Genomic DNA, 12,656 nt, shown 5'->3' with positions numbered 1-12,656 from the left:
CGGGGAGAGATCTTAATAAATTGGAATCAGTAAAAATATAAAAACACTCAAAAACAAAAAGCGGATGGAGATCTTATGACCTACCCATCCGCTAATCTTTTTATAGACCATTTTAAGCCTACTTTTTCAGTGCCCTCGAGTGAACATGACAGGCTTTGATATTTAGAGAGAAAATATGTTATGCATCTAAAATTTTGAAAACACCTTTGATAGCGATGATAGCTCCTACAAAAAGAATAATCCATGAGATCAATGACATTTGCCAAGAATCATGAGCAAAACGCAAATAAGTACCTAAAATGCTAATCAAAACGCCAACAATCATCAATTTATAAATACCTGGCTGATTAGCCGTTTGCATACTTTCTGTATTGTGTTTTAATTCTTTGTTCTCCATAATATTTATTTTTATGATGCAGCAAAAGTAATACTTATTGCTGAATTTTTCTAGTACTTAGTAACTTTTTAATCTTTCTAATCTTTGTTTGGCTTTATCCTTATCGCTAAGCTTTTCTCCTTGATATAAAGGCTTTTCCCAATCGCCATACATTGGATTTGGTAATACGATAAACTTCGTTCCAAATAGGGCCTGGCTTGTATTTACCTCATCGAAAGTATTTTTACCCTCACGATAGAAAATATTGCTAAAATCACTCAAATTGTCGCCACAAAGCATTAAAATATGATGGGTTTCTGCTACTTTTAAGCGCCTTGGCTCTTTATTTGAAGTGCCTTTTGCAACAATTAAATGTGCATCATCCGCAAAAGGGAAACCAAACTGTTGAAGGTTCTTTAAAGTTGCAGCATAGTCTTTTTCGTCTCTGTTACTCACATAAAAAGTTTCAATATTCTTAGCGGCTGCGAACTTAAGAAAAGATAAAGCCCCGGGAACCGTATCTGCCTGAGCCAGATTCGTCCATTCTGTCCAATCTTCTGGGGTATAACTTAAACCTTTCTTAATTTCATGACCCTGAAAAGCAGAATTATCCAAAACTGTTTCATCAATATCAACAATCACACATTTCGGTTTCTTACTGGTATCGGTCCATAAAGCTTCTTTTAACGATAAACGGGCAAAGTTATAGGCCTGAAAGCATAAAGCCCTGTATTCGCCTGATTTTTGTTGCCAGAGCACGGCATTGGTATAGTCTCTTGCCGGATTTTGCGCCGTAGCGATGATTGGCAGCATAAAAGACAAAACAAAGAATAGGTGTTTTTTCATGACTGGAAATTAGGCTACAAAGATATTAAACTCCAGGTCATGTTTAATTCATCTTTTAAACAACATCGTTGGATGATAGCACAAAAAAAGCCCATTTCAATTAAGAAATAGGCTTTTGTATCTTTATTGACTCAGGATTAAAAACTCCCGAATCCAGACTTTTTTATCCGTTCAATGCTGCTGCACCGCTTACAATCTCGGTTAACTCCGTTGTAATTGCTGCCTGACGTGCCTGATTGTATGAAAGTTTCAAGGCTTTCAATAAATCTCCGGCATTTTCAGTTGCCTTATCCATTGAAGTCATACGCGCACCATGTTCTGAAGCATGAGAATCAAGAACAGCTTTGTATAATTGAATCTTAATTGATTTCGGGATCAATTCTTCAACAATTTCTTTTTGCGATGGCTCTAAGATATAATCTACGTTAGATGCTTTAGTTGCTACTACAGGCTCTTCAGCTTTAGCTAAAGGCAATAGTTGTTCTGTAGTAATAAACTGAACAGCGGCGTTCTTAAAGCGATTATAAACCACTTCCACTTTATCAAAGTCGCCCTTTACAAAAGCGGCCATGATTGCATCCGTAATTTTAGTAACGTTCTCAAAAGTTAGATTAGCATATACTTCGTTATTGTTACCAATTACGTTGTATTTACGTTTCTCGTAAAAATCCTGTGTTTTTTTACCGATAGAGATAATGCTAACGTTACCGTTTTTTAGCTGCTCGCTATATTTATCTGCAATTAAATTATTGGCTGCTTTAATTACGTTCATGTTAAAAGCACCAGCCAAACCACGGTTTGAAGATACTGTAACAATTAAAACCTTATTAGGTTCACGCTCTTGAATAAAAGGCGATGAAGAACCTTCTAAACTTGCAGAAAGATTTCCTAAAATCTCCTTTAGTTTAGTAGCATAAGGACGCAAAGCGATAATTGCATTGGTAGCGCGTTTCAACTTAGCTGCCGAAACCATTTTCATAGCTTTGGTAATTTGCTGTGTTGATTGTACCGAGGCAATACGGTTTCTTACTTCTTTTAAATTAGCCATATTTTAGTATCTAGTACTGAGTATCGAGTATCAAGACATAACAATCTGGTCTTGATACTTGATACCTTATACTTTTATCTAATTAGTATTTACTTGAAATTTCTTTTGCAACTGTATCTAAAACGCTAGTTAAGCTATCATCAAACTTACCAGCTTTTAAGCCTTGTAAAGTTTCTGGATGACGCAATTCTAATTGGTTTAAGAATTCAGTTTCAAATTCTCTTACTTTATTGATAGGTACGTTACGCATTAGGTTTTTAGTTCCTACGTAAACGATAGCTACTTGTTTCTCTACTGTGTAAGGCGAGAACTGAGCTTGTTTTAACATCTCTACGTTACGTGCACCTTTATCTAAAACTGATTTAGTTGCTGCATCTAAGTCTGAACCGAATTTAGAGAAAGCCTCTAACTCACGGTACTGCGCCTGATCTAATTTCAAAGTACCGGCAACTTTCTTCATCGACTTGATTTGTGCGTTACCACCCACACGTGATACCGAGATACCTACGTTAATTGCGGGACGGATACCTGCGTTAAACAAGTTAGACTCTAGGAAGATCTGACCATCAGTAATTGAAATTACGTTAGTTGGGATATATGCAGAAACGTCACCAGCCTGAGTTTCGATAATCGGAAGTGCTGTTAATGAACCACCACCTTTAACGATACCTTTGATAGACTCCGGTAAATCGTTCATGTTTCTGGCGATATCATCATTTGCATTGATTTTCGCAGCTCTTTCTAATAAACGGCTGTGAAGATAGAAAACGTCTCCAGGATATGCTTCACGGCCCGGTGGACGACGAAGTAATAGAGACACCTCACGGTAAGCTACAGCTTGTTTAGATAAATCATCATAAACAATTAATGCTGGTCTTCCTGTATCACGGAAGAATTCACCAATTGCAGCACCTGCAAATGGAGCGTAGAATTGCATTGGCGCAGGATCTGCTGCTGAAGCCGCTACAATTACAGTATATGGTAAAGCACCGTTTTCTTCTAAAGTACGTACAATGTTTGCGATGGTAGAGTTTTTCTGACCAATAGCTACATAAATACAATATACAGGCTGACCTGCTTCATAAAATTCTTTTTGGTTGATGATGGTATCGATACAAACGGCAGTTTTACCAATTTGACGGTCACCGATTACCAACTCACGTTGACCACGACCAATTGGAATCATCGCATCAATAGCTTTGATACCTGTTTGAAGTGGCTCATTTACTGGCTGACGATAAATTACACCTGGTGCTTTACGCTCAAGTGGCATTTCGTAAGTAGTGCCTTGAATAGGACCTTTACCATCAAGAGGTTGACCTAAAGTGTTAACTACACGACCAAGCATACCTTCACCAACATTAATTGATGCGATTTTCTTAGTACGTTTAATAGTATCACCTTCTTTGATTTCTTCAGAAGAACCCAACAATACCACCCCCACATTATCTTCTTCAAGGTTTAATACAATACCTTGCAGGCCGTTCTCAAATTCAACAAGCTCACCCGATTGAACTTTTGTTAAACCGTAAACACGGGCAATACCGTCGCCAACTTGCAACACGGTACCAACCTCTTCAAGTTCGGTTTCTGATTTGAAGCCCGCCAATTGCTGTCTGATAATTGCCGATACTTCGTCTGGTCTTACCTCTACCATAATTTTACTTTATATCTTTTTGTAAATGTTATTATTGTTGAGCGTTTGGCGTTGGCGTTAATTCGCTTTTCGCTTGGCGCGTACGCATTTCTAATGCGCGAATTCTTTTTTAAGTTTATTTAAATTGCTTGAAATACTTGCATCAAACTGCTTATCTCCTACCTTCAAGATAAATCCACCAATCAGATTCTCATTCAACTTTTCGTTAATGATTACTTGATTAGCGCCTAACTCTCTTTTTACGATAGCCACAATTTCTTCTTTTGCAGTAGCACTTAATGGTGTAGCTGAAGTTACATCTGCAGTTACAATGCCTTTAATAATGTTATACTGTTGAATAAACTGTTTTGCAGTAGCAAATAATATCTCTGATCTTCCTTTATTTACCACGATGGTAAAGAAAGTAATGGTGAGTTTGCTCACTTTATCTGCAAAAATCCCTTTTAAAATACCTGTCTTTTTATCAAGCGGTACAATTGGATTTTTCAATATGGCTTCAAGCTCAGGAGTTTCATCAACTACCTTTTCAAATAAAACCATGTCATTTTTAGCCTCTTCTAATGCATTGTTTTCATTAGCTAAGTCTATTAATGATTTGGCATATCTGCCTGCAACTTTAATTTCTGACATATTTTTTGAGTTGAAAGCTGAAAGTTAAAATTTTAAAGTTTAACCGATGGTTAATAACTCCGCACTTTATACTTTAAACCTTATACTTTGAACTTAGTTTAATTCAACGTCTTTTAACAAATTAGCTACTAATGCCTCTTGTTTAGCTTTATCATCTAACTGATTACGTAAAACACGCTCAGCAATTTCTAACGATAATGAAGAAACCTGATCTTTAACCTCAGCCAATGCAGCTTTCTTTTGATTTTCAATTTCGATCTTCGCTTTTTCAATCAATTTAGCACCTTCAACCTGAGCTTGTTTCTTAGCTTCGTTAAGGATACCATCTTTAAGTGTTTTAGCTTCTTTTAAAATTTCATCACGTTCTGCACGTGCTTGTTGCATCAAATCTTGGTTTTGAGCAGTTAAGCGAGTCATTTCTTGCTTAGCTAATTCAGCTTTGTTTAAAGCATCATCAATGCTTTGCTCACGATCGTGAATAGCAGCCATGATTGGTTTCCATGCAAATTTCTTCAATAGAATAAACAATAGCACGAAAGCAACGAATGCCCAAACAACAAAACCCAAGTGGTAGTTTAATAGTCCTTCAAATAATTGATCCATCAGTATATCTTATCTAAAATATTTGTTCTTGTTTTAAAAGACCGGAAAAAGACCAATCGTCGTTTTTCCGGTCTTAATTTTTAGGTTTGGATTAACCGTTACCTAATAATGCTACTACCACACCGAATAAAGCAACACCCTCAATAAGAGCTGCTGCGATAATCATTGCAGTTTGGATTTTTGACGCAGCTTCTGGTTGACGAGCAATACCGTCCATTGCTTTACCACCTACTTGACCGATACCGATACCGGCACCGATTACTGCTAAACCGGCACCTAATGCCGCGATTGAACCTGTCATAACTAATTTATTTTATATTAATTTTAAAAAAAGTTCTTATTAATGATGCTCCTCAACAGCTGTACCGATAAATAAAGCTGTTAACATCGTAAAAATAAAGGCTTGTAAAAAGGCCACTAATAATTCCAACACATCCATAAATAAAACGAATGCTACAGATATTGGGGCGATAGCGATTGATTTGAAAATAAAAATCAAGGCTAATAAACTCAGTACAATAATGTGTCCTGCAGAAATGTTCGCATACAAACGAATCATTAAAGCGAATGGCTTAGAAATTACACCGATTAACTCTACAGGGATCATGATTGGGTATAACCACCAAGGAACATCTGGAGTTAAAATATGCTTCCAGTAGTATTTGTTACCATTTAGGTTAGTCACAATTAAAGTAACGAAAGCCAGAACAAAAGTAAGGAAGATATTACCTGTAACGTTAGCACCTCCAGGGAAGATTGGAATCAATCCCATAAGGTTGTTAATCCAGATAAAGAAAAAGATCGTCAATAACAATGGCATGAATTTACCGTATTTATGACCGATGTTTGGTTTTGCGATATCATCACGAACAAATACAATGATTGGTTCGAGAAGAGACTGCAATCCTTTTGGTGCTTTACCAACACGTTTTTTATATGAAGAGGCAACACCTGTGAAGATAATCAGTAAAAGAATAACTGAAATCCACATGGCTGCAACGTTTTTAGTGATAGAGAAATCATAAACTTTTTTAGAAGATACTACATCAATATTTCCATCTGCGCCAACCACTTTGATTTTCTCATCATCAAGGCGATACGTATAGTACTGACCTGCGTAATCATGCTCTCCGTGATGGAATTGAGCCGAAGAGAACATTTCGATACCTTTATCGGTATAAAGAATGATCGGAAGAGGAACAGAATAATGACCAACGATATGCCACACATGCGAATCTGCAATATGTTCCATAATTACTTTAGTTGGTTCAAATTTTTCTTCGCCATGCTCGCCATGAGCTTGAGCATGTTCACCTGAAGCGGCTTCAGCTGTTTTGGCTACAGCACTATCAACAGGAACTACGGTACTATCAACTTGAGCGAAAGCATCAACTTTAAGAGAGAAAAACGCAATTAAAAGCGTAAAAACAACAATAAGCCTTTTAACTTTCGACACAAAAACTTGGTTACAATCCATTTATTCGCAGATTTTTACTTTAAATTTTGGTGGCGCAAGTTACGTAACAAACAGTAAACTTCAAAGACCGTAAATAATAAATATAAAGAAAAAAAATTAAGTACAAATATTACACCCATATCCCGCTCTTTTATACTGTAAATCAGCACAAAAGCCATACAAAAAATCATCTTCACAGCGACGGATCCCATAATTGCCATAACACCTACTTCCGGATCGCGTTTGGTACCGATATCAACTAACACATAAGCGATATAAGTAATCCCTGCTAAAAAGCCGAAAATAACCCAGAAATTATGGACAAAAAGAGATTGATTTGGAAAAATATTGCTCAACAGAACAATCACTCCGATCATTAATCCGATTAAAATAAGATAGGTACTTGTGAATTTGGCTAGAGTCAATGGTCTAAAACTTTGCAAATAATTAAATGCTGCAAAGATAAGTTTTTTAAAATCAAGTAACTAGTAATCAATGCCAAAATATTTAGGGGGCTACAAATCTAACCCTTTTACTTCCTGGTTACCTGTCTGATGGCCTGATATAAGGCAATACCCACGCCTGCCAAAGCAAACATGGCCGTGATCAGATTGGTTTTACTCTGCCTGTGCTGATCTATTTTATAGCCTATAAAAGTTAACAAAGCTATGGTAGCAAACATCTGAAAACCTATGGCTGAGTATTTTATAGCGTTATTGATCTTTTTACCCGGGTTTTCTTCTTTTGGATTTTCCATCTTTTAATGCAATAATTAAGTTAACTTTGAATAATTAAAATTTGTTGCCAAATAAAATAATTTTGCATACTTTTTGTTTATTGTATATTCACTAAAGAGATTTTCTATACTTGAAAAATTACGCCAACAAAGCCTCACATCCCCTCATCATTTGTCTTAGTCTGCTGTTCTTTTATGGCTGTATTACACCAAAAGATACTTCTTTTAGTCGTAAGATGCAAAACCTGACAGCCAGATATAATTATATCTATAACTCAAATGTACTACTTACTGAATATAACCAAAGCTTAGCCGAAAGTTACGTTGATAATTACGAGCAAACACTTTCTGTTTATCTTGATCCCGAACCTCAGGTTAACCTGGTTTTAACCCCTGCTGCTCCAAACAAGCAATTAGATGAGGTAATTACCAAGGGACAAACCATCATTAATGATAAAAGTTTCAGTAATTATATAGATGATGCCTACATGTTACTAGGTAAAGCCAATTATTTAAAGGGCAATTTCTTCATTGCTTCCGAATATTTCGATTACGTGGCAAAAACTTATAATAACGACCTCAAGGTTTTTATTATGGCCATGAACTGGAAAGCGAGAAGCCAAATGGAACTGAACAACATGAGCTTCGCCGATAAAGTTTTAGATACGATGTTGCGGGCGGCAGATCAGCTTAAAAAAGACATTGCAGAACCCCTGGCTACTACAGCCCAAATGCGTATCTATCAAAAAAGGAATAAAGAGGCAATATTGCTTTTAGAATCGGCTATTGCGAGTACAAAAGAGCAGCAGCAGCGTATCAGATGGCGTTTTATCCTTGCTCAATTACAAGAAAAAGAAAATAACCTGCAAGATGCTTACGCGAATTTCACGAAGGTGGAGAAAAGTAATGCGCCATTCGAAATGTATTTCCACGCAAACCTTAACCGCATTAAACTTAAGGCTTTGTTGGGTGGCGAAAAATTAAATAAGGAGCAACAACTTCTTGCACTTTTAAAAGATGATAAGAATATAGATTACACGGATCAGATTTATTATCAGGTGGGAGAGCTATTCTCTGCAGAGGGTAACTTCCCTAAAGCGGCAGACAATTATAACAAATCCATACAACAAAGTACACGAAATCAAAATCAGAAAGCACTTTCCTATTTAAGGATTGCTGATTTAAATTTTAAGGAATTTAAAAATTACATCAAAGCTAAACTGTACTATGACAGTGCGGTAACGATTTTACCTAAAAACTTTCCCGATTATGATAACATCGTTAAGAAAGCAAACAACCTGCAATACTTAACCGATCGTTATACCATTATTTCCAGAGAAGACACTGCGCAAATCATTGCCAAACTTCCCGCTGCTGAAAGAGAGGCCCGCGTAAAGCGCTATTTAACACCTAAGGTGGTGGTATCTAGTACCAGTACGAACACCAACAGATTTATTGATGATCCTGATTTTCCAAGACAAACCTTAAATACGGGTGCAAATAACATTGGCAGTACCTTCTACTTCAATAACAACGCTGCAATAAGCAGTGGTTTTGGTGATTTTAAAAAGCGCTGGGGCAACAGGCAATTAGAAGACAACTGGCGTCAGAGTATCCGCTCTTCTGCACAAGAAAACAATCAGGTTTTGGCAGGAGGAAAAGTAGCTAATGATATTATACCAGCAAATGGCAATACCGATCAATCGGCAACGGATCAAACCTCCTTAGAAAAGCAATACCTGGATGCACTTCCAACTACCCCTGAACAATTGGCTGGCTCTAACCAGAAAATTATCGATGCCTATTTCGAGATTGCGAGTTTCTATCAACAAGAGCTTAATGACAAAGCAGAAGCTGATAAAATTTACCTGGAACTATTGAAGCGCTTCCCTGAAAACAATCATTTAGCGGCTATATATTATAGTCTATATTTGAATAGTCAGGGGGGAAACGAAGCTAAATCAGCAGAATACAAGCAATTGGTGCTTTCCAAATTCCCAGAGTCGAATTTTGCAAAAACCATTCTTGATCCATCATACTCGGCAAAACAAAGTGAGATTGAGAACATTACCAACAACAATTACAATGTGGCTTTTAATGCTTATGCAAAAAAAGATTATCCGGCCGTAATTAAGCAAGCAGATGATAATATCCAGGCATTTCCTAAGAATGATCTGGCACCACAATATGCCTATCTGAAAGCTATTGCGGTTGGTCGCACCTCAAAAGTTGATGCTTTATTAACACAGTTTAATAAGATAACTACCGATTATCCTGACGATAAGATTATTACGCCTTTAGTTCGGGAGCATTTGAAGTATATCGAAGCCAATATGGAAGATTTTAAGCTCCGTACCTTTGCATTGGTAGATTTCGATAGCAGCGAACCTCGATTTGTGAGCCAGGCTACGCCAATAGATGTTAAGCCAAAACCTATACCAACAGATATCAATGCAGCAGATAAACCAGCGGCAGAACTGGCTAAAGTACCAGAAAAAACTGCTGAGGTTAAAACTCCGGAACCTGTTAAAGCCAACAGCATTTTCAGTACGGCTAAATCTGAAGAGTATTATTACGTTATTGATGTGGCTGATGCTACGCTAACCTTAAGTTCTTCTCGTTTTGGTATTGGCCAGTTTAACAGGGGTAATTATCCGGATAACGATCTTACCCATAAACTAGTGGAATTGGATAACGACCAGTTAATTTATATTGTAAGTTTTGTTGATCTCGAGGATGCCAAAATCTATGAAGAGAGCATTAAGGGTCAGCTAAAAAATATTATGAAGGTTCCCGCTTCTATTTATAAAGGATTTATTGTGAGTAAAGAAAACTTTGAAAAGCTTACAGATAGACAACGTATTAACGATTATTTAACATTCTATAATGAGAACTACCGATAGGCTCATGAGCTAAGTTGAAAACTGTCCTTCAGGCGTTCTCTAAAAAATGAATAAATTTGTTGCTCAAATCAAGTTTTTGATTTGATTACGGAATAACAACAACACGAAATGAAGAAACCCCTTTCTCCACAGGAAACGAAAAAATACAGTTTACGCATTTGGAAAATCCTTATAGCCGGAATAGCAATTTTTGCCATTTTTATTTCGATGATCGGCTTTGGTCTCTTTGGAGCCCTGCCCTCTTTCAGAGATATTGAGCATCCAAAAAGTAACCAGGCTTCGGAAATTATTGCCGAGGATGGCAGGCCTCTTGGAACTTATTTTGTACAGAACCGCTCTAATGTAACCTATAAAGAAATTTCTGCTAATGTAATTAATGGTTTAATTGCTACAGAGGACACGAGATTTAAGGAACACTCCGGAATCGACTTCAAAAGAACATTCAGCATTATTGGTTATAATTTAATTGGCAAGAAACAGGGAGCAAGTACCATTACACAACAATTGGCTAAAAACTTATTCCCCAGAGAATCTAATCTAAACTTTTTCTCTTTGGTACTCACCAAGTTTAAGGAATGGATTGTTGCCGTAAAACTGGAAAGAAATTATACTAAAGAAGAAATCATCACCATGTATTTGAATACCGTTGATTTCGGTAATCAGGCTTATGGCATTAAATCGGCAGCCAGAGTATATTTTAACACTACACCAGACAAATTATCGCTAACGCAGGCGGCAACTTTGGTGGGTATGCAAAAAGGAATTACCATGTACTCTCCAACACGCCACCCGGAGCGTTCCCGCGATAGAAGGAATACTGTAATGGCCATGATGGTAAAATCTGACTTATTAACTCAACAGGAGTTTGAGGAGCAGAAAGAAAAACCACTTAACCTTCATTTTAATGCGGCAACCGTAAATGATGGTATTGCGCCTTATTTCCGCTCGGTACTAAAAAACGATATAAAAGCGATATTTCAGGATCAATCTATTACCAAACCCGACGGCACACCTTACGACTTAGATCGTGATGGTTTGAAAATATATACCACACTGAATTATGATATGCAGGTATATGCTGAGGAAGCTCAAAAAGAATACATGAAGCAATTGCAACAGCAATTTATCAATAGCTGGAAAGGCAGAAATCCATTTAAAGATAAAGCCTTGCAAATTGAACAGGGAATAAAACGCTCTGATCGTTATAAATCTTTAAAATCTGAGGGTAAAACCGAAGAAGAAATTAAGGAAGACTTCAATACCAAAACGGAAATGACCATCTTCACCTGGAAAGGTAATATCGATACGGTAATGAAGCCAATAGATTCTGTAAGATATTACAAAATGCTGTTGAGAAACGCCATGATGTCTATGGATCCAACAAACGGCCACGTTAAGGCCTGGGTAGGTGGAATCAATTACGAGCACTTTAAGTACGACCAGGTTAAAATGGGAACCAGGCAGGTGGGATCTACAGCCAAGCCATTTACCTATGCAGTGGCGATAGAAAATGGTTATTCGCCTTGCTATACTGTACCAAACGTTCCTGTAACAATTGAAGGTTATGGCGACCCCTGGACTCCTCGTAACTCTGGAAAACCACTTCCTGGAGCCATTACACTGCAAAAGGCACTGGCTTATTCGCAAAACTTTGTAACGGCTTATTTGATGAAACAAGTTGGACCAGTAGCCGTTTCTACGTTGGCTACTAAAATGGGAATACCCAATGTACCTGCATTTCCATCCATTTGCCTGGGTACTTTTGATTCTTCAGTTTACAACATGGTTGGCGCTTATGGTGCCTTCGCCAATAAAGGAATTTATACCAAGCCGATTTATTTGCTAAGAATTGAAGATAAAAACGGTGTGGTACTTTTCTCGCAAAAGGAAATACCAAAACCGATTATGAGTGAAGAAGTTGCTTATGTAATGACGAGAATGCTTAAAGGTGTGGTGACCAACGGAACCGGTTCACGCTTAAATTATAAATACAAGGTTAATGCGCCTATTGGTGGCAAAACAGGTACCACACAGAATAACTCTGATGGTTGGTTTATGGCTATAACCCCACAACTGGTAACCGGAATTTGGACAGGCTGTGAAGATAGAGCATTCCACTTTTTAACTACTGGTCAAGGTGAGGGAGCAAATACGGCCCTACCTATTTTTGCCGGTTTTATTAAACGCGTTTACGGCAATCCATCGTTAAAAATTAGTCATGCAGATTTTGAAGCACCAAAATCGGGAGTATCCATTGTTTACGATTGTAACCAATATCAGCAACAGGAAGAAGGTACACCAACAGAACTGGATGAGAAATTAGGATTCTAGCATTTAAAAATATTCAAATTAATAAAGCCTCATTTAATGGGGCTTTTTATTTTGGATAAATTATTTACCA

12 protein-coding genes are annotated in these 12,656 nt (G+C 37.2%); 2 read left to right on the top strand and 10 right to left on the bottom strand.

What is annotated here, in order from left to right; genetic code table 11:
* Window positions 1-178 precede the first annotated feature (178 nt).
* The 10 genes from BMX11_RS13685 to BMX11_RS13640 form a co-directional block, all read right to left on the bottom strand.
* Window positions 179-397: a hypothetical protein gene (locus BMX11_RS13685; protein ID WP_090885190.1), complete on the bottom strand. Its 219-nt coding sequence runs from the start codon at window positions 395-397 to the stop codon at window positions 179-181.
* 57 nt (window positions 398-454) lie between these two features.
* The gene (locus BMX11_RS13680; RefSeq protein ID WP_090885188.1) at window positions 455-1,222 is read right to left on the bottom strand and encodes a 5'-nucleotidase, lipoprotein e(P4) family; all 768 of its coding nucleotides are present in this window, start codon (window positions 1,220-1,222) and stop codon (window positions 455-457) included.
* A gap of 163 nt (window positions 1,223-1,385) precedes the next feature.
* Window positions 1,386-2,270, bottom strand: coding sequence for an ATP synthase F1 subunit gamma (atpG, locus tag BMX11_RS13675; protein WP_090885187.1), 885 nt, complete (start codon window positions 2,268-2,270; stop codon window positions 1,386-1,388).
* 82 nt (window positions 2,271-2,352) lie between these two features.
* Entirely contained in the window at window positions 2,353-3,927 is a 1,575-nt protein-coding gene (gene atpA / locus BMX11_RS13670; RefSeq protein ID WP_090885186.1) for a F0F1 ATP synthase subunit alpha, read from the bottom strand.
* Window positions 3,928-4,017: 90 nt separating this feature from the next.
* Window positions 4,018-4,557, bottom strand: a complete 540-nt coding sequence (gene atpH / locus BMX11_RS13665) for an ATP synthase F1 subunit delta (RefSeq protein ID WP_090885185.1) — start codon at window positions 4,555-4,557, stop codon at window positions 4,018-4,020.
* A gap of 93 nt (window positions 4,558-4,650) precedes the next feature.
* Complete coding sequence (atpF, locus tag BMX11_RS13660; RefSeq protein WP_090885183.1) at window positions 4,651-5,160, bottom strand: F0F1 ATP synthase subunit B; 510 nt, start codon at window positions 5,158-5,160, stop codon at window positions 4,651-4,653.
* 91 nt (window positions 5,161-5,251) lie between these two features.
* Window positions 5,252-5,461, bottom strand: coding sequence for an ATP synthase F0 subunit C (atpE, locus tag BMX11_RS13655; RefSeq protein ID WP_090885182.1), 210 nt, complete (start codon window positions 5,459-5,461; stop codon window positions 5,252-5,254).
* A gap of 39 nt (window positions 5,462-5,500) precedes the next feature.
* Window positions 5,501-6,637, bottom strand: a complete 1,137-nt coding sequence (atpB, locus tag BMX11_RS13650) for a F0F1 ATP synthase subunit A (RefSeq protein ID WP_090885181.1) — start codon at window positions 6,635-6,637, stop codon at window positions 5,501-5,503.
* 14 nt (window positions 6,638-6,651) lie between these two features.
* A complete protein-coding gene (locus BMX11_RS13645; protein ID WP_245738667.1) occupies window positions 6,652-6,993 on the bottom strand; it encodes a hypothetical protein in 342 nt (113 codons plus the stop codon).
* A 155-nt stretch (window positions 6,994-7,148) separates the two neighbouring features.
* Window positions 7,149-7,373 (bottom strand): AtpZ/AtpI family protein, encoded by a 225-nt coding sequence (locus BMX11_RS13640; RefSeq protein WP_090885180.1) that lies wholly within the window; start codon window positions 7,371-7,373, stop codon window positions 7,149-7,151.
* A gap of 110 nt (window positions 7,374-7,483) precedes the next feature.
* Here BMX11_RS13640 and porW point away from each other — a divergent pair, with 110 nt between their 5' ends.
* Both porW and BMX11_RS13630 read left to right on the top strand, forming a co-directional pair.
* Window positions 7,484-10,255 carry a type IX secretion system periplasmic lipoprotein PorW/SprE gene (porW, locus tag BMX11_RS13635; RefSeq protein WP_090885179.1) on the top strand — a complete coding sequence of 924 codons (2,772 nt, stop codon included), beginning with the start codon at window positions 7,484-7,486 and terminating at the stop codon, window positions 10,253-10,255.
* A gap of 108 nt (window positions 10,256-10,363) precedes the next feature.
* Window positions 10,364-12,586, top strand: a complete 2,223-nt coding sequence (locus BMX11_RS13630; RefSeq protein ID WP_090885178.1) for a transglycosylase domain-containing protein — start codon at window positions 10,364-10,366, stop codon at window positions 12,584-12,586.
* The last annotated feature ends 70 nt before the right edge of the window (window positions 12,587-12,656 follow it).

The sequence above is a fragment of the Pedobacter rhizosphaerae genome (genome assembly GCF_900111155.1).
In the GTDB taxonomy this organism is placed as follows: domain Bacteria; phylum Bacteroidota; class Bacteroidia; order Sphingobacteriales; family Sphingobacteriaceae; genus Pedobacter; species Pedobacter rhizosphaerae.
This window is presented reverse-complemented; position numbering and strand designations above follow the sequence as displayed.